Origin of the sequence: Sphingomonas sp. OTU376 (assembly GCF_038440415.1) — a bacterium.
Lineage (GTDB): Bacteria > Pseudomonadota > Alphaproteobacteria > Sphingomonadales > Sphingomonadaceae > Sphingomonas > Sphingomonas kyeonggiensis_A.
Genome location: NZ_JASATQ010000026.1, coordinates 22,741 through 44,563, shown reverse-complemented (window position 1 = coordinate 44,563; position 21,823 = coordinate 22,741). Strand labels below are relative to the sequence as shown.

23 protein-coding genes are annotated in these 21,823 nt (G+C 67.1%); 16 read left to right on the top strand and 7 right to left on the bottom strand.

Annotated elements, in window-relative coordinates:
- Nucleotides 1-4 precede the first annotated feature (4 nt).
- The 3 genes from AAHM44_RS12785 to AAHM44_RS12775 all read right to left on the bottom strand — a co-directional run bounded on the left by AAHM44_RS12785 (nt 5) and on the right by AAHM44_RS12775 (nt 1,979).
- A complete protein-coding gene (locus AAHM44_RS12785) occupies nt 5-577 on the bottom strand; it encodes a NifU family protein (RefSeq protein ID WP_342250213.1) in 573 nt (190 codons plus the stop codon).
- Between the two features lie 252 nt (nt 578-829).
- Nucleotides 830-1,099, bottom strand: a complete 270-nt coding sequence (locus AAHM44_RS12780) for a hypothetical protein (RefSeq protein WP_269573923.1) — start codon at nt 1,097-1,099, stop codon at nt 830-832.
- 49 nt (nt 1,100-1,148) lie between these two features.
- A complete protein-coding gene (locus AAHM44_RS12775) occupies nt 1,149-1,979 on the bottom strand; it encodes an aspartyl/asparaginyl beta-hydroxylase domain-containing protein (protein WP_269573924.1) in 831 nt (276 codons plus the stop codon).
- 248 nt (nt 1,980-2,227) lie between these two features.
- On the opposite strand from AAHM44_RS12775, the gene AAHM44_RS12770 reads away from it, so the two are divergent.
- Nucleotides 2,228-5,122 carry a M16 family metallopeptidase gene (locus tag AAHM44_RS12770; protein WP_342250212.1) on the top strand — a complete coding sequence of 965 codons (2,895 nt, stop codon included), beginning with the start codon at nt 2,228-2,230 and terminating at the stop codon, nt 5,120-5,122.
- A 173-nt stretch (nt 5,123-5,295) separates the two neighbouring features.
- On the opposite strand, the gene AAHM44_RS12765 is transcribed toward AAHM44_RS12770, so the two are convergent.
- Both AAHM44_RS12765 and ggt read right to left on the bottom strand, forming a co-directional pair.
- Complete coding sequence (locus AAHM44_RS12765; protein ID WP_342250211.1) at nt 5,296-7,113, bottom strand: AMP-dependent synthetase/ligase; 1,818 nt, start codon at nt 7,111-7,113, stop codon at nt 5,296-5,298.
- Nucleotides 7,114-7,155: 42 nt separating this feature from the next.
- On the bottom strand, nt 7,156-8,874 hold the full coding sequence (gene ggt, locus AAHM44_RS12760) for a gamma-glutamyltransferase (protein ID WP_269573927.1): 1,719 nt from the start codon (nt 8,872-8,874) through the stop codon (nt 7,156-7,158).
- 129 nt (nt 8,875-9,003) lie between these two features.
- Between ggt and AAHM44_RS12755 the strand changes: the two genes are divergently transcribed.
- Nucleotides 9,004-9,576, top strand: a complete 573-nt coding sequence (locus AAHM44_RS12755) for an HdeD family acid-resistance protein (RefSeq protein ID WP_269573928.1) — start codon at nt 9,004-9,006, stop codon at nt 9,574-9,576.
- Here the strand turns inward: AAHM44_RS12755 and AAHM44_RS12750 are convergent.
- A complete protein-coding gene (locus AAHM44_RS12750) occupies nt 9,573-10,547 on the bottom strand; it encodes a quinone-dependent dihydroorotate dehydrogenase (protein ID WP_342250210.1) in 975 nt (324 codons plus the stop codon). The genes AAHM44_RS12755 and AAHM44_RS12750 overlap by 4 nt on opposite strands.
- A 270-nt stretch (nt 10,548-10,817) precedes the next feature.
- On the opposite strand from AAHM44_RS12750, the gene AAHM44_RS12745 reads away from it, so the two are divergent.
- From AAHM44_RS12745 to AAHM44_RS12690, 12 genes are all read left to right on the top strand, one after another.
- Entirely contained in the window at nt 10,818-11,729 is a 912-nt protein-coding gene (locus AAHM44_RS12745) for a helix-turn-helix domain-containing protein (protein WP_269573930.1), read from the top strand.
- Nucleotides 11,730-11,808: 79 nt separating this feature from the next.
- Nucleotides 11,809-12,285: an SUF system Fe-S cluster assembly regulator gene (locus AAHM44_RS12740; RefSeq protein ID WP_269573931.1), complete on the top strand. Its 477-nt coding sequence runs from the start codon at nt 11,809-11,811 to the stop codon at nt 12,283-12,285.
- Between the two features lie 2 nt (nt 12,286-12,287).
- The gene (sufB, locus tag AAHM44_RS12735) at nt 12,288-13,751 is read left to right on the top strand and encodes a Fe-S cluster assembly protein SufB (RefSeq protein WP_269573932.1); all 1,464 of its coding nucleotides are present in this window, start codon (nt 12,288-12,290) and stop codon (nt 13,749-13,751) included.
- Nucleotides 13,751-13,951, top strand: a complete 201-nt coding sequence (locus AAHM44_RS12730; RefSeq protein ID WP_269573933.1) for a hypothetical protein — start codon at nt 13,751-13,753, stop codon at nt 13,949-13,951. Before sufB ends, AAHM44_RS12730 begins: the two co-directional genes overlap by 1 nt.
- The gene (locus tag AAHM44_RS12725; protein ID WP_342250209.1) at nt 13,948-14,511 is read left to right on the top strand and encodes a hypothetical protein; all 564 of its coding nucleotides are present in this window, start codon (nt 13,948-13,950) and stop codon (nt 14,509-14,511) included. Before AAHM44_RS12730 ends, AAHM44_RS12725 begins: the two co-directional genes overlap by 4 nt.
- On the top strand, nt 14,508-14,822 hold the full coding sequence (locus tag AAHM44_RS12720; RefSeq protein ID WP_342250208.1) for a hypothetical protein: 315 nt from the start codon (nt 14,508-14,510) through the stop codon (nt 14,820-14,822). The genes AAHM44_RS12725 and AAHM44_RS12720 overlap by 4 nt, the downstream gene beginning before the upstream one ends.
- On the top strand, nt 14,822-15,196 hold the full coding sequence (locus AAHM44_RS12715) for a hypothetical protein (protein WP_342250207.1): 375 nt from the start codon (nt 14,822-14,824) through the stop codon (nt 15,194-15,196). Before AAHM44_RS12720 ends, AAHM44_RS12715 begins: the two co-directional genes overlap by 1 nt.
- An 8-nt stretch (nt 15,197-15,204) precedes the next feature.
- A complete protein-coding gene (sufC, locus tag AAHM44_RS12710) occupies nt 15,205-15,948 on the top strand; it encodes a Fe-S cluster assembly ATPase SufC (RefSeq protein WP_269573937.1) in 744 nt (247 codons plus the stop codon).
- Nucleotides 15,945-17,030 (top strand): SufD family Fe-S cluster assembly protein, encoded by a 1,086-nt coding sequence (locus AAHM44_RS12705; protein ID WP_269573938.1) that lies wholly within the window; start codon nt 15,945-15,947, stop codon nt 17,028-17,030. The genes sufC and AAHM44_RS12705 overlap by 4 nt, the downstream gene beginning before the upstream one ends.
- Entirely contained in the window at nt 17,027-18,238 is a 1,212-nt protein-coding gene (locus tag AAHM44_RS12700) for a cysteine desulfurase (RefSeq protein WP_342250206.1), read from the top strand. Before AAHM44_RS12705 ends, AAHM44_RS12700 begins: the two co-directional genes overlap by 4 nt.
- A complete protein-coding gene (locus tag AAHM44_RS12695; protein ID WP_184161165.1) occupies nt 18,235-18,711 on the top strand; it encodes an SUF system Fe-S cluster assembly protein in 477 nt (158 codons plus the stop codon). The genes AAHM44_RS12700 and AAHM44_RS12695 overlap by 4 nt, the downstream gene beginning before the upstream one ends.
- A complete protein-coding gene (locus AAHM44_RS12690) occupies nt 18,711-19,064 on the top strand; it encodes a HesB/IscA family protein (RefSeq protein WP_184161162.1) in 354 nt (117 codons plus the stop codon). The genes AAHM44_RS12695 and AAHM44_RS12690 overlap by 1 nt, the downstream gene beginning before the upstream one ends.
- Nucleotides 19,065-19,109: 45 nt before the next feature.
- Here AAHM44_RS12690 and AAHM44_RS12685 read toward each other — a convergent pair whose 3' ends face one another.
- Nucleotides 19,110-20,177, bottom strand: a complete 1,068-nt coding sequence (locus tag AAHM44_RS12685; protein WP_269573940.1) for a glycosyltransferase family 2 protein — start codon at nt 20,175-20,177, stop codon at nt 19,110-19,112.
- A 99-nt stretch (nt 20,178-20,276) separates the two neighbouring features.
- Between AAHM44_RS12685 and mgrA the strand changes: the two genes are divergently transcribed.
- Entirely contained in the window at nt 20,277-21,338 is a 1,062-nt protein-coding gene (mgrA, locus tag AAHM44_RS12680) for an L-glyceraldehyde 3-phosphate reductase (RefSeq protein WP_342250205.1), read from the top strand.
- A complete protein-coding gene (locus tag AAHM44_RS12675; protein WP_342250204.1) occupies nt 21,335-21,802 on the top strand; it encodes a GreA/GreB family elongation factor in 468 nt (155 codons plus the stop codon). Before mgrA ends, AAHM44_RS12675 begins: the two co-directional genes overlap by 4 nt.
- The last annotated feature ends 21 nt before the right edge of the window (nt 21,803-21,823 follow it).

Here is a 21,823-nt window from a genome sequence, read left to right as displayed (position 1 = left end):
GGGCTCAGACGGCCCGGACTTCGGTAACTTCGGGAACGTAGTATTTGAGCAGCTGCTCGATGCCGTTCTTGAGCGTGGCGGTCGAGCTGGGGCAGCCCGAACAGGCGCCCTGCATCTGGAGATAGACCTTGCCGGCGTCGAAGCCGCGATAGACGATGTCGCCGCCGTCATTGGCGACGGCCGGGCGCACGCGCGTCTCGATCAGTTCCTTGATCTGCGCGACGATCTCCGCGTCCTCGGGATTGTCGCCGAAATCGGCGCTTTCCGGCGGCACGCTGAAGCCGGCCGACGCGGCATGGAACAGCGGCATGTTGGCGGCGAAGTGATCGAGCAGGATGCCGAGGACATCGGGCTTCACGTCACGCCAGTCGCTGCTCGGCGCGATCGTTACCGAGATGAAGTCGCGGCCGAAGAACACGCCGGTCACGTCGCCCAGAGTAAACAGCGCCACGGCGAGAGGCGAGGCTTCGGCCTCTTCCGGGCTCGCAAAGTCGCGCGTGCCCGCTTCCATCACGGTGCGACCCGGAAGGAACTTGAGCGTCGCCGGATTGGGCGTGGCTTCGGTTTCGATCAGCATGATCGCCATTTGGGCGCTTGGGCGGCGCGGATCAAGCGGGACGCGGGAAACGAAAGGTTTCCGGTGGGGTAGGCGTCGTGCGCAGGTTCGGTTTTGGCGAGGTGCTTTTCCGAAGAGCCCCTTCGTCACCCTGAACTTGTTTCAGCGTCCAAGCCTCCACGGGCGATATCGCTGGTGGTGAGTTGGATGCTGAAACAAGTTCAGCATGACGAACTATGATGGAGGCCGATCCCGGGGGTGGCGGGCCGGACCTCAGGCCTGCTCGTCCTCATGCGTGGTCGCGTCGCTCACGCTCTGGTCGTGGCCGCTCTTGTCGCTGAAGAAGGCGGCGGCGAACAGGCCGCAGCCGAGCAGCGTCGAGATGAACACGCCGCCCACCGTCGCCGCGATCGCGGAAGGATAGAGCGCGTCGTAGAGCGAGAGATACCAGAGCGCACCCGCGACCATCAGCACGCCGGCAAGTGCGATCCACACGATCATCCGGCGAAATTCAGCCCAGGCCTTGGTTTGGTCAGTAGCCATTTCGGCAACTCCTTTTCGGAGGCGCATGTGGGCACGCATTTGCGCTGGATCAATTGGTCGAATTGACCACCCGGTTCCAGCGGATCAGGTTGGCCCGCGCATCCTGGACGAAGGCCGAATGGCGGATCCAGGCGAGGAACCTGTCGACGAACCAGCGGCCGGGCTGGCGCAGCGGCCGGCGGAACTGGATGAGCAGCACGACGCGGGTGCCGCTCGTGTCGTTCCAGACCTCATGGTCATAGGTATCGTCGAACACCAGGGTCTCGCCCTCGGACCAGCGGACGACGCGGTCGTCGATCCGCATCCGCGCATCGCCATCGCGCGGCACGACCAGCCCGAGATGGCAGGTGATCAGCCCCTTGGTGACGCCGCGATGCGCCGGAATATGGGTGCCTGGCGCGAGGATCGAGAAGAAAGCGCTGTTCAGCCCCGGGATCGATTCGACCAGCCGGGTGGTTTCTGGGCAGCGATTCAGATTCTCCTCCACGAAATATCCATATCCGTAGAGAAAGAAGCTGCGCCACTTGTTCGCCGGCGCGATCGCGCGGTGATCGGGGGAGATGTGCGCCAAACTCGGCGCCTGGTGCGGATCGAGCGCGGCGGCGATCGCCTCGGCGCGGATCGCCTGCCAGTTCGCGCGCAGCGCCTGGGTCCAGGCGAAGTCGCGCACGTCGAGCACCGGATCGTTCGAGACCAGCGAGAAGCGCGCGATGAACCGGTCGAAGGTGCCGCGCAGATATTTGCCATATTTGATCAGGAAGGGCCGGTCGCGCTCGGCCCGAAGCGGCGAATCGGGCATGACCGCGCCCGACATCACCGTCAGATCGGGAATCATCTCCCGGGCTTCGCCGACTTCCACTTCGCCTGCGTCCCGCCACATTGCGCTGCCCCGCGCGCTCGGCTCGACCTTCACTGCACCTGACCTTGCTGACTGACTCGCTGTTACGCTGCCTCTTCGACTCGCGGGACTTGCCCACAGGCTGTTTTCTAGGCGGGCGATGGGTCCAAAACATGGCCCTGACGCGGCGCATGGGGGCGGGTTCGTAACGTAGCCGTCCCGGCTTTTCATACATCTGGGAGCAAGGTTCGCGCTGGCATGCCCGGCGCTTCGCTCCTAGATGGACAGCTATGCACTCTTTCCTGCGTGCGCCTCTCGCGCTCCTCGCCCTTGCCTCGCTCGCCCCGGTGCTGCCGGCCCAGGCCCAGCAGAATACCAACCCCCCGGGCGTGCCCGACACCAAGACGGTGGGGCGGCCGGTCCAGACCGCCAAGGATCCCTGGCTCTACGAGAAGAGCGACCTGGTCCATGACGATGCCTGGAAGTTCGGCCGGCTTTCCAACGGCGTGCGCTATGCGGTGCGCAAGAACGGCGTGCCGCCGGGGCAGGTCTCGGTCCGCGTCCGCATGGATGTCGGCTCGCTGATGGAGCAGGACAGCGAGCGGGGCTTCGCGCATTTGCTCGAGCATCTCTCGTTCCGCGGCTCGGTGCACGTGCCCGACGGCGAATCGAAGCGCATCTGGCAGCGGCTGGGCGTGACCTTCGGCTCGGACTCGAACGCGAGCACCACCTTCACCGCCACCACCTACAAGCTCGACCTGCCGATGGCGACGCCGGCCGGGCTCGACGAGAGCTTCAAGATCCTGGCCGGCATGATGTCCGGCCCCGAGATCACCCAGCCGATCCTCAATTCGGAGCGCCCGGTGGTGCTGGCCGAGCAGCGCGAGCAGCCGGGCCCGCAGGTGCGCCTGCGCGACGCGATGCTGGACCTGATGTTCGCCGGCCAGCCGCTCGCCCAGCGCGACCCGATCGGCACGGTGGAGACGCTGAACGACGCCACCCCGGCGAGCGTCCAGGCCTTCCATGACCGCTGGTACCGCCCCGAGCGTGCCACGATCATCGCGATCGGCGATGTCGATCCGGCGCTGCTCGAGCAGATGATCGTCAAGCATTTCTCGGACTGGAAGGGCACCGGCCCGGCCGTGCCGAGTCCCGATTTCGGCAAGCCCGTGGCGGGCAAGCCGGTCTCGGCCAGCATCGTCGAGCCCGCGCTGCCGGTGCTCACCACGATCACGATCGTCCGCCCCTGGACCGTCGATGGCGACACGGTGATCTTCAACCAGAAGCGGATGATCGACCTGGTCGCGATCCGAATCATCAATCGCCGGCTCGAGACCCGGGCCCGCTCGGGCGGCACCTATATCGCCGCCGGCGCGGATCTGAGCGACCTGGCGCGATCGGCCAACATCACCACGGTGCAGGTGCTGCCGGTCGGCGACGACTGGGAAGCCGCGCTGCGCGACGTGCGCGCGGTGATCGCCGATGCCCAGGCGACCGCGCCGACCCAGGCCGAGATCGACCGCGAAGTCGCCGAGATCGCATCGTCGATGCAGCAGCGGATCAACACCGCGCCGGTGGATGCAGGCGCCAAGCTCGCCGACGACCTGGCCGAGGCGGTCGACATCAACGAGACGGTGACGACCCCCGAATTCTCCTATGCGATCTTCAAGGGCGCGGTGGACGGCAAGATGTTCACCCCCGCCACCGTGCTCGCTTCGTCGAAGACGGTGTTCCAGGGTACCGCGACGCGCGCGATCGTGAACCTGCACGCGCCCGATCCGGCGATCACCACCAAGGTGGCCTCGGCGCTCGAGGCCAATGTCGCCGGTGCCGGCAAGCGCAAGGTGCTGGGCAATGTCAGCTTCGCGGCGCTGCCCAAGCTTGGCCTGCCGGGCAAGGTGGCCAGCCGCGAGCAGATCCTGCCGGGCACCGGCATCGAGAAGCTCGCCTTTGCCAATGGCGTCACGCTGCTGATGCGCCAGGACCCGTCGGAGACCGGCAAGGTCTATGTGAACGTGCGCTTCGGCGGCGGCCTGTCGAGCCTGCCCAACAAGGGCGCGACCCCGGCCTGGGCCGGTGAGCCGGCGCTCGTCGCCAGCGGCGTCGGCAAGTACGGACAGGAGGAGCTCGACTATCTGACGGGCAACCGCCAGATCGGCGCCGACTTCGACATCGACGACGATGCCTTCACCCTGCGCGCGCAGACGACCAAGGACGACCTGTCCGACCAGCTCAGGCTGCTCGCCACCAAGCTGTCCGCGCCGGCCTGGGATCCGAACCCGGTCAACCGCGCCAAGGCGGGCATCCTGTCGGGCTATGCCGGCCTCTCGGCCTCGCCGGACGCGGTGATGAGCCGCGACCTGGAGCGGCTGCTCCACAATGGCGATCCGCGCTGGGGCGTGCCGTCCAAGTCAGTGATCGAGGCGACCACCCCGGCCAGCTTCCGCAAGTTCTGGGAGCCGCTGCTGGCGACCGGCCCGATCGAAGTCGAGGTGTTCGGCGACATGGATGCCGAGGCGACGGTGAAGGCCGTGGCCGCCACCTTCGGCGCGCTCAAGCCGCGCGTCGCCAGCATGGCGCCGCCCGTGCCGTTCGAGTTCCCCGCGCATGTCGCCACCCCGGTGACGCTGACCCATACCGGCCAGCCCAACCAGGCGGCGGCGGTGATCGCCTGGCCGACCGGCGGCGGCACCGCCAATGGCGGCATTACCGAGAGCCGCAAGCTCGAGGTGCTCGCCGCGATCTTCCGCGACCGGCTGCTCGACCAGCTGCGCAGCCAGGCGGGCGTCAGCTACTCGCCGCAGGTGGCGAGCCAGTGGCCGCTCGGCCTGTCGACCGGCGGCAAGATCATGGCGCTCGGCATGGTGCCGCCGGACAAGGTCGACTTCTTCTTCGAGCTGTCGCGCAAGATCGCGGCCGATCTCGTCGCGAAGCCGGTCGATGCCGACGAGCTCAACCGCGCGCTGACTCCGCTCAAGCAGCAGATCCTGCGCATGTCGTCGGGCAACATGTTCTGGATGCGCCTGGTCGAGGGCGGCACCTATGACCCGGCACGCATCGCCGCGGTCGAGACGCTGGCCCAGGACTATTCGCGGGTGAGCCCGGCCGATGTGCAGGGCCTGGCGATGAAGTATCTCCGCCCGGACAAGGACTGGACGGTGAAGGTGGTGCCGGAGGCGAAGTGAGGCTCCGGCGGCCCGACTGAAATGCGAAAGGCCGGGGTGGAAGCCCCGGCCTTTTTCGTTTCGTCGTCCCGGTTTCCTATCGTCATCCCGGCGAAAGCCGGGATCTCAGGCGAAGGCGCGGGGGAAAGAGCCGCACGAGATCCCGGCTTTCGCCGGGATGACGCGTGCGGCGATCAATCCTTCTTCGGATCTTCCATCGGCGGGGTGTTCGTGCGGTAGAGCGCGTCGAGCCGGTCGCCATAGACCGCCTTCAGGATGTGGCGGCGGATCTTGAGCGAGGGGGTCAACTGCTCGTTCTCGATCGTGAAGGGTTCGTCGGCGACGATGAACTTGCGGACGCGCTCGATCACCGACAGGTCCTTGTTGACCCGCTCCACCGCCGCGCCGAGCGCCGCCTTGTAGTCGGGATCGTGCGACAGCTCCTTGAAGTCGCACTTGGTCGCCGTGTGGGCGCACCATTCGGCGGTCCATTCGGGATCGGGGACGATCACCGCGGACATATAGGGCTTCTTGTCGCCGGCGATCATCGCCTGGACGATCTCGGGCTGCAGCGTCAGCATGCCCTCGACCTTCTGGGGCGCGACATTGTCGCCCTTGTCGTTGACGATGATGTCCTTCTTGCGATCGGTGATCTTGATGCGGCCCTTCTCGTCGATATGGCCGATGTCGCCGGTATAGAGCCAGCCGTCCTTGAGGACGCGCCTGGTCTCTTCCTCGTTGCGCCAATAGCCGTGCATCACGAGCTCGCCGCGCACCAGGATCTCGCCGTCATCGGCGATGCGGACCTCGACATCGGGCAAGGGCGGGCCGACCGTGTCCATCTTGAGCCCGGCCTTGGGCCGGTTGCACGAGATCACAGGGGCGGCCTCGGTCTGGCCATAGCCCTGGAGGAAGGTGATGCCGAGGCTCTGGAAGAAGATGCCGACTTCCGGATTGAGCGGCGCGCCGCCCGAGACCATCGCCTTGATCCGCCCGCCGAACTTCCTGGCGAGCTTGGGCTTGAGCGTGGCGCCGAGCAGCAGGTTCATCGGCAGGTCGCGGAGCCCCGAATTGCCCGCCGCCTTGCGTCCGCCGATCGCCACCGCCTTGTCGAGCAGGAAATTGGCGAAATTGCCCTGCTTCTCGACCTGCTTGACGATGCGGGTGCGCAGCACCTCGAACAGGCGGGGTACGACGACCATCAGCGTCGGGCGCACTTCCTCGATGTTCGAGGCGAGCTTCTCCAGCCCTTCGGAATAATAGATCTGCGCGCCGAGCCCGATCGGGAAGAACTGGCCGCCGGTATGCTCATAGGCGTGGCTGAGCGGCAGGAAGCTGAGGAACACTTCGTCCTCCCAGCCGAAATCCTCGGAGATGATCGTGCAGCAGCCCTCGACGTTGCACAGGATCGCGCCGTGGTGCTGCATCACGCCGCGCGGGGAGCCGCCGGTGCCGCTGGTGTAGATGATGCAGGCCAGGTCTTCGCGCCGCCAGTTGCACGAGACGCCGCGCGGATCGGTGTCGTGCTTCGCGATCAACGCGCGCCAGTCATGGAATTCCAGGCTGCTCTGCTGCCCGACGCGCAGGTCTTCCAGCCCGATGATCATCCGGGCGGTGGACGCGCGGATCGCCGCCGGCAGCAGCGTCTTGGCCAGCTTGCCGTTCGAGACGATGATCGCGCAGGCGCCCGAGTTCTCGATGATGTGCTGGTGGTCGCGCTCGGTGTTGGTCGTGTAGGTCGGCACCGTCACGCAGCCCGCGGCCATGATCGCCAGGTCGCTGATGCAGAATTCCGGGCGGTTCTCCGAGACGAGCATCACCCGGTCGCCGCGCTTCAGGCCGAGCGCGGTGAGCGCCGCCGACAGGCTTGCCACCTGCCGCGCGGCTTCCGCCCAGCTGGTCGGCTGCCATTTCCCGCCCGCCTTGTGCCAGAGGAAGGGCGCGTCGCCCTTTTCCCGCGCGCGCGCGAAGAACATCTGGACCAGGTTCTCAAACCGTTCGAGCCTACGCATTCCCTCTCCCCATACGGGCACCCCTTTCCGGGGCGTCCCGCCTTATTCCGACGGCCGGTTCGGCTGCGCGCCCACGCGGGTGATAACGGTCGTGTGGCCCTGTTGGTCCATCACGACGCCCTCGCTGCGCGGATCGGCGCCGCCGGTCCAGCGGCCCTTCACCCGCTCGACCGCATTCATCTTGAGCCCGAGCGGGCCCGATTGCACCTTCTCGCCCAACGCCTGCAGCGCCGGGACCATCGCGTCAAGCTGGGTGCCCTTCTCGGCAGTCGCCATCATGCCCGGCGCATAGAGCAGGCCGAGGCCGATCGCGTCCTGGGCCGAAAGCTTCCAGTCGACCACGCCGATGATGCCCTTCGCCACCTGTGCGATGATCGTCGAGCCGCCGGCCGCGCCGATCGCGAGGCGGACCTTACCATCCGGGCCATAGACGATCGTCGGCGCCATCGAGCTGCGCGGGCGCTTGCCGCCCTCGACCCGGTTGGCGACGAGATAGCCGTCCTTCTCGGGGACGATGTCGAAATCGGTCAGCTCGTTGTTCAGCATCGTGCCGTCGACCGACAGGCCCGAGCCGAACGGGCTCTCGATCGTGGTTGTCACCTGGGTGACATTGCCGGCCTTGTCGACGATGGAGAGCGAGGTGGTGCCGTGCACTTCCATGCTCTGCGCCTTGATCCGCTTCGGCGCGCCCACGGGCTTGCCGGCCTCGACCACGGCCATGCTCTTGTCGGGCGAGATCAGCGCCGAGCGGCCGGCGAGATACTTGCGGTTGAGCAGGCCGGCCAGCGGCACCTGCACATAGTCCGGATCGCCGACATACATGTCGCGGTCGGCATAGGCGAGGCGCGAGCTCTCGGCGAACAGGTGCCAGGCGACGGGATTGTCCTTGCCGAGCTTCGCCATGTCGAAGCGCTCAAGCTGCGCCAGGATCATCAGCACGGTGACGCCGCCCGAGGAGGGCGGGCCCATCGAGCAGATCTTGTAGGCGCGGTAGGTGCCGCAGAGCACCGGGCGGTCCTTGGCGGCATAGGCGGCGAGGTCGCCGGTCGTCATCTTCGACGGGTTGCGCGCGGCGTTGTTGACGGTGGCGACCAGCTTCTCGGCCTGGGGGCCGACATAGAAGCTGTCAGGGCCGAGCTTCGCGACGCGCTCGAGCAGCGCGGCCTGTTGCGGGTTGGTGACGCGGGTGCCGGTGGCGATCGGCTTGCCGTCGGCGCCGTAATAGATGGCGCGGGTGCCGACATCGACATGCGGGGCATAGCTGCGCAGGGCGTTGTTGAGGCGGGGCGAGACGTCGAAGCCGTCGCGGGCGAGCCGGATCGCGGGCTGGAACAGCCGGGCCCAGGGCAGCCTGCCGCCGCGGGCATGCGCCAGCGCCATGGCGCGCAGCGTACCGGGCACGCCGACGCTGCGCCCGCCGGGGACCGCGGCGCGGTGGTCGAGCGGCTGGCCGTCCGGGCCGTAGAACCAGCGATTGTCCGCCGCCATGGGGGCTGCCTCGCGCCCGTCGATCGTGCGGATCTTGCCGGTCTTCACATTGTACTGGAGGAAGAAGGCGCCGCCGCCGATGCCGGCGCTCTGCGGCTCCACCACGTTGAGCGCGAGCATCGTCGCGATCGCCGCGTCGGTGGCGCTGCCGCCCGCGTTGAGGATCTCGGTGCCGGCGGCCGCCGCGCGGGGGTCCGCCGCACTCACCACACCCTGGGCCGAAGCCGCGACGGGCGCGGCAAGGAACGCGAACAGCAGGATCAGCTTCTTCATGGCCCTAGCCGTAGCGGGCTTTGACCGGGGCGCAAAGACGCTACGGCCAGGGGCAAACGATCGGATGGTTGCGTGGGGGTATAACCGGGCGCAATCTCTCCGGGTATCGCGGTCAACAGGAGGGTTCGCATGACCACCGCCTCGACATTCGCATCTCCCTCGCTCCTGCGCGCACTCGCCAAGCGCTGGTGGCTGTTCACCCTGCGCGGCGCGGCGGGCATCGCCTTCGGCTTCCTCGCGCTGCTGTGGCCGGGGGTGGCGCTGCTCACCCTGGCGATCGTCTGGGGCGCCTATGCGCTGACCGACGGCGCGTTCGCGCTCGCCGCCGCGATGTCGGGCATGCGCAGCGGCGACACGCCGCGCTGGTGGCTGGTGCTGACCGGCCTGGCGGGCATTGCCGCCGGCCTGCTAACCTTCATCTGGCCGGGGGTTACCGTGCAGGTCCTCCTCCTGCTCATCGCCGCCTGGGCGCTGGTCACCGGCGTGATGGAAGTCGCCGGCGCGATCGCGCTGCGCAAGGAGATCGAGGGCGAGATCTTCCTGATCCTCGCCGGCCTCGCCTCGATCGCCTTCGGCATCGCGTTGCTGGCCTGGCCGGTCGCGGGCGCGATCAGTCTGGTATGGCTGATCGCCTGGGTGTCGATCTTCGCCGGCGCGACCTATGTCGCGCTGTCGCTGCGGCTGAAGAAGCTGGCCGGCTAGGCCAGCGCCTTCGCGATCGCCCGGGCCAGGCCGGGGCCCTTGTAGACCAGCGCTGAATAGACCTGGACGAGCGTCGCCCCCGCATCGATGCGGCGCTTGGCCTCGTCCGGGCTGTCGATCCCGCCCGCCGAGATCAGCGGCAGCGCGCCGCCGGCGATCTCCCGTGCCTCGACCAGCTTGGCGCGGGAGAGCTCGGTGAGCGGCTTGCCCGACAGGCCGCCCGCTTCCCCGCCATGGGCCGAGCGCAGCGGCGGGCGCGAGATGGTGGTGTTCGAGACGATCAGCGCATCGATATGATTGTCGACCGCCGCCTGGATCGCACCCTCCAGCCCGGCGCGGTCGAGATCGGGCGCGACCTTGAGGAAGATCGGCGTCTTGCCGCGCGCGGCATGGCTGGCGGCGAGCAGCTCGTCGAGCGCCGGGCGGCTCTGCAGGTCGCGCAGGCCCGGCGTGTTGGGCGAGCTGACATTGATCGTGATGTAATCGGCGAGCGCCGCTGCCTTGCCGACGCCCAGCGCATAGTCGGCGACGCGGTCGTCGCTGTCCTTGTTGGCGCCGACATTGATGCCGAGCAGCCCCTTGCGCGGGCCGAGCTTCGCAATGCGCGCGAGCGCCGCGTCGATCCCGCCATTGTTGAAGCCCATGCGGTTGATCACCGCTTCGTCCTCGACCAGGCGGAACAGCCGCGGCCTGGGATTGCCCGGCTGGGGACGGGGGGTGAGGGTGCCGACTTCGACCGCGCCGAAGCCCAGCGCGAACAGCCCCGGAATCGCCTCGGCATCCTTGTCGAGCCCGGCCGCGAGCCCGATTCGGTTCGGAAAGGTCAATCCTCCCAATTGGATGGGCGATTGCACCATTTCGGATGAAAAAGGCGTGCCGAGCGATCCCCAGAGCGCGAGGGCGCGGATCGCGGCGCGGTGCGCCTTCTCGGCATCGAGCGCGAACAGCGCGGAGCGGAAGCCATAGGTCATGGGCATGGCCTTCGCATCGGATTTTCCCTCCGTAAAGCTGCGTATGTCGATTCCTTCCAATACGCTGGCCGAGGGGCGGGCTAGAGGAGAACTGCGACCCGAGGGGTTTCCGCTCAATGGGGGAACCCTTTCCTTTTGGCCCGGTTGGCTTCGGCTAACCGGGCCACTTTTCTATTTGGCGACCACGCGGTATATTTGGCCCACAAAAGAGGGAATCCGAGGAGGGGAAAACTCGGATGAACAGGGCATAACATGCGGGGCGCAACCAGGATGAAACCGGCCCATCCGGCCGCTGAGAATGACCGCGATCCGCGGCCTCAGATCGAATTCCGCAAGGCGGAGGGCGCGCTGCTCCCGCACGTGGAATCCTACTATCTCTATCGCCATGACGGCGCGGACCTGGAGGGGATCGAGCGCGTCGATCTCGGCCAGCTGCGCTTCGTCATCAAGGGCAGTGGCACGGTCCACTTCCCGGACGGGCATAGCGAGAGCACCAAGAAGGTGATGATCAACGGCCCGGGCACGGCCGCCGCCTCCTATCGCATGCAGGGCCCGTTCCACTGTTTCGGCGTGTCGCTGCGCGCGATCGGCTGGAAGGCGCTGATCGGCCTGCCGGCCTACAAGGTCGCCGACCATATCGTCGATGGCGAGAAGCTGTTCTGCGAGCAGGCCGGCCTGCTCTGGCACCGTCTCCACAAGATGGAGACGCTCGACGAGATGATCGATGCGATCGAGCCGCTGCTCAAGATGCGCCAGCACGAAGTGAAACCGGTGCCGGCGGCGCATCTCGTCTTCCTGCGCGCGGTGCGCGAATGGGCGGCGACCAAGGATCCGACGATCGACGATCTCTATGCGCGCATCCGCAAGAGCTCGAACATCGGCGAGCGCCAGGTCCAGCGGCTGTGCAAGGACTATTTCGCCGGCAGCCCGGCGCACCTGAAGCGCAAGTTTCGCGCGATCGGCGCGGCGATGCGCATCTATCAGGGCGCGAGCGTGGACGAAGTGGTCGAGCCCTTCTCGGACCAGTCGCACATGATCAACGAGATCCGGCAGTTCACGGGGCACACGCCGACGTCGCTGCGCGCGGCTATCGATCCGATACTGGCGGTGACGCTCGACAACGAAACCTTCCATTTCCTGCCGGATGTGATCCCCGAATCGGTTGACCTTCGCCGCCGCTGAGCCCATTTGGCCAATCGGAACATATTTGTCCGATTGAGCCCGGAGCGCGGTTGCGCGAAGGGGCGGCAAGGGAATTCAAGTGCGCCTGTCGAGCCTCGCTGACTATGCGGTCGTGATGATGTCCGCCGCGGCGCGCCATTGCGGCGCGACGTGCCGGCTCAACGCGACCCTGCTCGCCGAGGATACCGGGCTGCCGCTTCCCACCGTGCAGAAGCTGGTGAGCAAGCTCTCCGGCGCGGGCCTGATCGAGAGCGCGCGCGGCACCGGCGGCGGCTTCCGCCTGGCGCGTCCGGCGGCGGCGATCACCCTAGCCGACATTGTCGAGGCCGTCGAAGGCCCGATCGCGCTGACCAGCTGCGTTGATGCCGGCAAGCAGGATTGCTGCGTGCAGGACAGCTGCAAGGTGAAGCCGCACTGGAATGTCGTGAACGGTGCTGTAAAGGGCGCGCTCGCGGGCATTTCCCTCGCCCAGATTTCCAGCGTCCCGGCCGAGGCCGTGGCGCACACTCCGGCAGACTCGATCCGGACCCCGGCGCTGGCCGGGGAGCAGGTGTAAGCATGGCTACGAAGAACGCGGAAGCACTGGCGGCCGCCAACAAGAAGTATGAATGGGGCTTCGCCTCGGACGTCGAACAGGAGTTCGCGCCCAAGGGGCTGAGCGAGGACACCGTCCGCTACATCTCGGGCAAGAAGGGCGAGCCCGAGTGGATGCTCGACTGGCGGCTGAAGGCGTTCCGCATCTGGCAGGAAATGACCCTGCCGGAATGGGCGAAGCTGCAGATCCCGCACATCGACTACCAGGACGCGTATTATTACGCGGAGCCGAAGCAGAAGAAGACGATCAACAGCCTCGACGATCTCGATCCCGAGATCCGGCGGACCTATGAGAAGCTCGGCATCCCGATCGAGGAGCAGAAGGTGCTCGCCGGCGTGGAAGGCGCGCGCAAGATCGCGGTCGACGCGGTATTCGACAGCGTCTCGGTCGCCACCACCTTCCGCAAGGAGCTCGAGGAAGCGGGCGTCATCTTCCGCTCGATCAGCGAGGCGATTCGCGAATATCCCGAGCTGGTGAAGAAGTGGCTCGGCAAGGTCGTGCCGGTGCGCGACAATTTCTTCTCCGCGCTGAACGCCGCCGTCTTCTCCGACGGCACCTTCGTCTACATTCCCGAAGGCGTGCGCTGCCCGATGGAGCTGAGCACCTATTTCCGGATCAATGCCGAGAATACCGGCCAGTTCGAGCGCACCCTGATCGTCGCCGACAAGGGCGCCTATGTCTCGTATCTCGAGGGCTGCACCGCCCCGATGCGCGACGAGAACCAGCTCCATGCCGCGGTGGTCGAGCTGGTCGCGCTCGACGATGCCGAGATCAAGTACAGCACTGTGCAGAACTGGTATCCGGGCGACGAGAACGGCGTCGGCGGCATCTTCAACTTCGTCACCAAGCGCGCGCTGTGCGAGGGCAAGAACTCGAAGGTGAGCTGGACCCAGGTCGAGACCGGCAGCGCGATCACCTGGAAATATCCCAGCTGCGTGCTCAAGGGTGACGGCTCGGTCGGCGAATTCTACTCGGTCGCAGTCACCAATGGCCGCCAGCAGGCCGATACCGGCACCAAGATGCTGCACATCGGCAAGAACACCCGCTCGACGATCGTGTCGAAGGGCATCTCGGCCGGGCGCTCGGACAATACCTATCGCGGCAAGGTGCTGGTCAATGCCGGCGCCGAGAATGTCCGCAACTTCACGCAGTGCGACAGCCTGCTGCTCGGCGACCAGTGCGGCGCGCATACGGTGCCCTATATCGAAGTGAAGAACCCTACCGCGCAGATCGAGCATGAGGCGACCACCTCGAAGATCAGCGAGGACCAGATGTTCTACGCGATGCAGCGCGGGCTGGATCAAGAAGCCGCGGTGGCGCTGATCGTCAACGGCTTCGCCAAGGAAGTGCTCCAGCAGCTGCCGATGGAATTCGCCGTCGAGGCGCAGAAGCTGCTGGGAATCAGCCTGGAGGGCAGCGTCGGGTGATGTCCGCTATGCCGTGGCTGGTGTTCATGTTGTTTGGCGCAGGCATCATGGCCTGGTCGCTGAAGACTGAACGCGCCTGGCATTGGGGGGCGCTCATTACCAAGGCAGACAACCCGTTCGGCTATTACCAGTTTCTGCTGGGTGCCGGGCTCCCGGTCGCCATCATTCTGATAGCCCTGCTGTTCGGATGGCTTTCATGATCCTCGCCGCCGCCCTTCTTCTCCTCGCCCAGGACGTGCCCGCCACCCAGGCGGTCGGCGCGCCGGTGGAGGACGAAGCGCAGATCGTCGTGCGCGCCACGTTTGGCCGCACCACGATGCTGTTCGACAAAGGGGCGGACGGCAAGTTGCGCAATTGCCGGGTGATGGTTTCCAGCGGTAGCCAGCGGCGCGACACCACGGCGTGCCAGGCGACGCCGGTTTGCTATGCGAAGACCGCCGACGAAGTGACCGATTGCCGCGAGCTGAGCGTGCTCGAGCAGGCCGCGATCGCCGCGCCGGCGCCTGCTGCCGCGACGACCACCAGCGCCCCCGGCAAGCAGCTGTTCGAGCTGCCCAAGCTCGTCCAGCCCAAGGTCGCGTTCCCGACCAACGGGATCGGCCCTGTCGCCAATGGCGAGGAGACCCGCGAGACCGAACGCCAGCGCGTCAAGCCGATCTCGCCACCGACCAATCCCGCGTCGGACGGCCCGGTGGTGCGCTTCACCACCGGCAACAGCCAGCAGCGCGACGACACCGACAAGTCGGAGCGTCGGCCATGATCGCGGCTTTGCTCCTCCTCTTCGTCGCGCAGGACGTGCCGGAATCGCCCGAGAACGAGATCGTCGTGGTCGGCAAGCGGCTCGAGGGCATCTCGGTCCATGTTTCGCGCGGGGCCGACGGCAAGTTCGGCTGCAGCCTCAGCCAGTCGAGCGGCAGCGCGTCGGTCGATGGCCAGCTGTGCAAGGCGGCGGCGAAGTGCGCCAGGCAGGGCGCGCTCAGCCAGGATGCGATGCGCGGCTGCATCGAGGCGCGCAAGCCGGCGATCCTCGAGGATTTCAGCCGACGCATCCGCGCGGGGAAGCGCGGATGATGGCACTCGCCCTTCTCCTTACCGCCCAGGACGCCACGCTCGCGCAGGATGCGCGGGCGGACGAGATCACCGTGATCGGCCGCAAGCTCAAGGACTGGCGCGGCCATGCCGATTTCAAGAAGGGCAGGGCAAGCTGCCGCACCCGCAAGTCGACCGGCGATGCCGCGATCGACCGGATCGGCTGCGAGTCCACCGTGCAGTGCTTCACCGCGATGCAGCCGCGCTTCGATGCCAGCCAGGACAAGGCGCTCGCGGCTGACGAGCGCAAGCGCCGGCTCGACGCGCTCAACCAGGAACTCGGCCAATGCTTCGCGGACAAGCGCGAAGCGATGATTGCGGCGCTCGCCGATGCGCGCGCCACCCAAGGGAACTGACGCAAGACATGTTGAAGATCACCGACCTCCGCGCCGAAATCGACGGCAAGGAAATCCTCAAGGGGCTCAGCCTCGAAGTGAACGCGGGCGAAGTCCATGCGATCATGGGCCCGAACGGCGCGGGCAAGTCGACGCTCGGCTATACGCTGGGCGGCCGCCCGGGCTATGAGCCGACCGGCGGCAGCGCGATCTTCGAGGGACAGGACCTACTCGAGCTGGCGCCGCACGAGCGCGCTGCCGCCGGCCTATTCCTCGGCTTCCAGTATCCGGTCGAGATCCCCGGTATCTCGAACCTGCAGTTCGTTCGCGAGGCGCTCAACAGCCAGCGCCGCGCGCGGGGCGAGGCGCCGCTCTCGGGCGGCGAGTTCCTCAAGCTGGCCCGTGCTCAGGCCGACGCGCTCGGCATGGACGTCGAGATGCTCAAGCGCCCGGTCAATGTCGGCTTCTCGGGCGGCGAGAAGAAGCGCAACGAGATGGTCCAGATGGGCATCATCAGCCCCAAGCTGGCGATCCTCGACGAGACCGATTCGGGCCTCGACATCGACGCGCTGCGTGCGGTGGGCGAGGGGATCAACCGGATCATGCGCGCGCCCGACAAGGCGGTGCTGCTGATCACCCACTACCAGCGGCTGCTCGACTATGTGCAGCCCGATTTCGTGCACATCCTCGCCGATGGCCGCATCGTCCGTTCGGGCGGGCCGGAGCTCGCGCTCGAGCTGGAGCGCGAAGGCTATGGGATCCTGGCGGCGTGAACACGCTGCTCGAACTCCCCACGCCGCGCCAGGAGGAATGGCGCTGGGCCGACATGGGCGCGCTCAAGGCGGCGGCCGCGACGCCGCAGCATGCGACCGGCGTCGATCCGGCCGGCCTGTTCCTCGACATCGAGGGGCCGCGCCTGTTGTTCGTCGATGGTCGCTTCGAGCCCGCGCATTCGCAGCCCGGCCCGGTGCAGGTGACGCAGCAGCTGGCGACGACCGACCATCCGCTTGGCAGCCTCACCGATGGCGAGGGCTGGTCGCTGCATCTCGGTCCCGAGCATGCCGCGCTCACTGTGCAGATCGTCCATATCGGCACGGGCGGCGAGAGCCATGTGCCCGCCCGCCTGATGCTCGGCGCCGACGCGGTGGCGAGCGTGGTCGAGACCTATGCGGGGTCGGGCTGGGCCAACCGGTTGACCACCCTGTGCCTGGAGACCGGCGCGCGGCTGATGCGCTCGGTGCGGCTGCTGCAGTCCGACGGCTTCGTCTCGCTGCGCGAGGAAGCCGAAGTGGGCGAGGCGGCGAGCCTGGTCTCGGTGTTCCTCGGCGCCGGCGGCATGGGCAGCCGGATCGACGGTTCGCTGCTGGTCAACGGCAAGGGCGGATTCGCCGAGATGGGCGGCGCGCTGCTTACCTCGGGTTCGCAGAAGCAGGAAGCCGCGGTGGTGGTGCGCCACGACGCGCTCGAAGGCACGTCGCGCCAGCTGTGGCGCGCGGTGGCGGCGGACAAGTCGGCCGCCAGCCTGGCTGCCCGGGTCGAAGTGGCGCGCGGTGCGCAGCAGACCGATGGCGAGCAGTCGCTGCGCGGCTTGCTGCTCCAGCGCTCGGCGACGGTGAACCTGAAGCCCGAGCTCGAGATCTTCGCCGACGACGTGAAGTGCGCCCACGGCGCGACGGTCGGCGAGCTCGACAAGATGGCGCTCTTCTACCTACAGAGCCGCGGCATCGATCATGCCCGCGCCCAGGCGCTGCTCACCCGCGCCTTTGTCGGCGATGCGATCGCCCGGATCGGCGAGGAGGCGGTGCGCGAAGCCTTTGCCGCCGATGCGGACCGCTGGCTGGACACAGCGCTATGACCGTGACTGCCGACACCCGCCCGCTCGATGTGCTCGCCGATTTCCCGGCGATCCCGGCCGGCTGGCATTATCTCGATACCGCCGCGACCTCGCAGAAGCCCAAGCCGGTGCTCGACGCGATCAATCGCGCATATGGCGAGACCTATGCCACCGTGCATCGCGGCGTCTACCAGCGCTCCGCGGACATGACGCTGGCCTATGAGGCGGCGCGCAAGCGGGTGGCGAAGTTCCTGGGTGGAGCCGAGAACGAAGTCGTGTTCGTGCGCGGCGCGACCGAGGGGATCAACCTCGTCGCGCAGTGCTGGGCCGGCACCCAGTTGAAGGCTGGCGACCGCATCCTGCTTTCCGCGCTCGAGCATCATTCGAACATCGTGCCCTGGCAGATGGTCGCCGAGCGCATCGGCGCCGAGATCGACGTGGTGCCGCTCACCGCCGACCAGCGGATCGACCTCGACGCGATGGAAGCCATGCTCACCGAGCGCCACAAGCTGGTCGCACTCGCCCATGTCTCGAACGTGCTCGGCTCGGTGCTCGACGCCAAGCGCGCGACCGAACTGGCGCACAGGGTCGGCGCCAAGGTGCTGCTCGACGGCTGCCAGGCCGTGCCGCGCATGCCCGTCGACGTGGCCGAGATCGGCTGCGACTTCTATGTGATGTCGGGCCACAAGCTCTACGGGCCGACCGGTATCGGCGTGCTCTGGGGGCGCTACGCGCTGCTCGACGCGATGCCGCCCTATCAGGGGGGCGGCTCGATGATCGACCGGGTGACCTTCGCGAAGACGACCTATGCCCCGCCGCCCGGACGGTTCGAGGCGGGGACGCCGCATATCGTCGGCGTGGTCGGGCTGCATGCGGCGATCGATTACGTGGATAGCATCGGGCTGGAGCGCATCCATGCGCACGAGGCGGCGCTGGTGACGCGCGCGCGCGAGGCGCTGTCGCAGCTCAATTCGGTCAAGCTGTTCGGCCCGGCCGACAGCGCCGGCATCGTCAGTTTCGCGGTGGAGGGGGTGCACCCGCACGACGTCGCCACCATATTGGATGAAGCCAATGTCGCGATCCGCGCCGGGCACCACTGCGCCCAGCCGCTGATGGACTTGCTCGGCGTGCCGGCCACGGCGCGGGCGAGCTTCGGAGTGTACAACGGCGCGGACGACATCGCCGCGCTGGTTGCTGGAATAGAACGGGTCACAAGGATCTTCGGATGAACGAAGAGCGTAAGATTGAAGTCGAGCAGGTGGACGCAGTCGCGCCGCCGCCCAAGGCGCGCGTGGACGATGCGGTTGAGGACGTGAGCGAGACGTTCGAGCGCAAGCGCGATTATCTCGCCGGTTTCCTCTCGCAGAAGCCGCAGGCGCTGTCGGGCACCGAGCCGGGCGGCGCGCTGTACGAAGCGGTGATCGACGCGCTCAAGGAGATCTATGATCCCGAGATCCCGGTGAACATCTATGATCTCGGCCTGATCTACGGCGTCGACATCACCAGTGACGGCCATGCCGCGGTGACGATGACGTTGACCACGCCGCATTGCCCGGTGGCGGAATCGATGCCCGGCGAAGTCGAGCTGCGCGTCGGTTCGGTCGCGGGGATCGGCCACGCCGAAGTCAATCTAGTCTGGGATCCGCCATGGGATCCGCAGAAGATGAGCGACGAGGCCAAGCTCGAACTGGGGATGCTGTGATGACCACCGCCACCCGTACCCGCCCTGCCGCGCTGATCCTGACGCCGGCCGCCGAGCAGCGTATCGCCGACCTGATGGCCAAGGCGCCGGAGGGCACGGTGGGCGTCAAGCTGTCGACTCCGCGGCGCGGCTGCTCGGGGCTGGCCTATTCGGTCGACTATGTCAGCGAGGCCAAGCCGTTCGACGAGAAGATCGAGACGCCCGGCGGCATTTTCTATGTCGATAGCGGCTCGATCCTCTACCTGATCGGCTCGACGATGGACTGGCAGGAAGACGACTTCACCGCCGGCTTCGTGTTCCAGAACCCGAATGCCAAGGGCAGCTGCGGCTGCGGCGAGAGCTTTACCGTTTAAGCCTTTCTCGATTCCCCGGCGAAAGCCGGGTAGCAGTTGCCTCCCCTATGCCGTGATCCGCTGGCGCATGCTGGTGGCCATCTCGGCATAAACCCGCGCTTCGTCGTCGATCCCCAGCGTCTCGTAGAGCATTGCGAGATTGCCTGCGGCGAGATGGCTGCCGCAGCCTTCCACCGACCCATCCAGATCCGGCTGCTCGCCGATCTCGAGGCAACGCTTCCACGACATCTCGGCGATCGGCAGCAGCTCGCTCATCGCAGTTGCCGGATTGCGGCTCGCCCAGTCGAGATAGAGGTCGGCGACAGCGAAATAGAAGTCGGGCGAACGCTGCCAGTTGCGATGCTCCAGGTCGGCGAATGCCAGCGCTTCCTCGAACCGTTCGGCGCGCTTGAGCGCCTGCAGCGCGCCGACGACGGTGCCGTGGTGCCATGCATTGCCCGCAGCGCCGGTGCGGTGGGCGGTGAGCAGCGCATCGGCGGCCTCGCCTGGCTTGCCGCGCACCAGATGCTCGCGGCCGAGCTGGTACCAGAGATAGGAATCCCCGGGGGTCTCGGCGAGCTGAGCGACCAGCAGCGCTTCGTTGCGCCCGGCCTTGCGGGCGAGCTGCGCCTCGTCGAATCCGTCATGCCTCAACGACAGCGACAGCGGCACCAGCGGTAGCGAGGAGGCCGGCTGCTCATGGATGCGCCCTTCATAGCGCACCCCGCGCGGCAGCACGCGCGGCACCAGCCTGCGCACTCCCGGGCCTTCAGCCGGATCCTGGTTGATCATGTGTGCGCAGCCGAGGAAGCGCTGTGCCGCGATGAAGGCGGGCGGCAGCGTCTCGGGCCCGAGCGCGTCGGCATCGCCCTCGATCCACTGGTCGGCATCGAGGATCAGGTTCCAGTCGGCATCCGAAAGGTCGAGCGCGGCATTGCGGGCGGCGGCGAAATCGTCGCACCAGGTGAAGTGGTGCACCGTGGCGCCGCAGCGCTCGGCGATCGCGACCGTGTCGTCGGTCGATCCGGTATCGACCACGATCATCGTGTCGACATGGTCGCGGGCGCTTTCCAGGCAGCGCGCCAGGCACCTTTCCTCGTCTCGCACGATCATCACGAGCGCCAATCGGGGCATGTACGCGCATCCTTCACTGCTGGCCGGGAATCATTATAGGACGCGGCGAAGCCGATGCGCGCCAGGCGGCGCGTCGCAAGGTTCATGCGGAGAGACCAGATGCCCTATCCCCAGCCCTATGTCGCCGATCCCGCGCGCTATGACGGGCGCATGCCCTATCGCCGCTGCGGCCGTTCCGGTCTCGACCTGCCGGCGATCAGCCTGGGCCTCTGGCAGAATTTCGGCGGCACCGACGTGTTCGAGACCGGCCGCGCGATGCTGCGCCGCGCGTTCGACCGGGGCGTGACCCACTTCGATCTCGCGAACAATTACGGCCCGCCCTATGGCTCGGCCGAGGAGAATTTCGGCCGCGTCATGGCGACCGACTTCGCCAGCCATCGCGACGAACTGATCGTCTCGACCAAGGCGGGCTGGGACATGTGGCCCGGGCCCTATGGCGATGTCGGCGGTTCGAAGAAGTATCTGATCGCCTCGTGCGACCAGAGCCTGAAGCGGATGGGGCTCGACTATGTCGACATCTTCTACTCGCACCGCGTCGATCCCAAGACGCCGCTCGAGGAGACGATGGGCGCGCTCGCCCAGATCCACCGCCAGGGTAAGGCGCTGTATGTCGGCATCTCCAGCTATTCGCCCGAGCTGACCCGCCAGGCGGCGGCGATCCTTGCCGAATACAAGGTGCCGCTGCTGATCCATCAGCCGAGCTATTCGATGCTCAACCGCTGGGTCGAAGGCGAGCTGCTCGACACGCTGGGCGAGCTCGGCACCGGCTGCATCGCCTTCTCGCCGCTGGCGCAGGGCATGCTGAGCAACAAATACCTCAACGGCGTGCCCGAGGATGCGCGTGCCTCGAAGGGCGGCTCGCTCAACCAGCGGCTGCTGTCGGACGACAATATCGCCCGCATTCGTGCCCTCCACGCCATCGCCCAGAAGCGCGGCCAGACGCTGGCGCAGATGGCGATCGCCTGGGTGCTGCGCGATCCACGCGTCACCTCCGCGCTGATCGGCGCACGCACGGTGGAGCAGCTCGACAACTCGCTGGACGCGGTCAACAATCTCGATTTCAGCGCGGATGAACTGGCTGAGATCGATCAGCATGCAACCGATGGCAGCCTCGATCTTTGGAAGATCTCGTCGAGCATCGAGGAAACCCCCGGCCAATGAGCGTCGCCTTCCGCCGCGAGAGCGACGAGGAACATAAGGAACCGAAGTTCGAGCTGCCGCTGCCGCCGGGACCCAATATGGTCACGGCGCGCGGGCTGGCGCTGATCGAGGCGAAGGTCGCCGAGCTGGAGGCCGCGGTTGCGGCGGGCGGCGAGGAAGAGGCGCTCGAGGGCCTGAAGCGCGAGCTGCGCTACTGGAACACCCGCCGAACCACTGCCCAGATCGCGCCCGAGCCTGAGGAAGGCGTGGTCGGCATCGGCTCGCGCGTGCGGATCCGCATGACCGGCAAGAAGCGGGTGATCGATATTGTCGGGCATGACGAGGCGGATCCCTCGGCGGACCGGCTCTCCTTCCAGGCCCCGCTCGCCAAGGCGCTGATCGGTGCCGAGGAAGGCGAGAAGGTCGATTTCGCGGGCAAGCCCCAGGCAATCGAGATTGTCGAGATCGAAACGATTCCGGACTGAGCCCAAGCCGGTCTAGGGTGC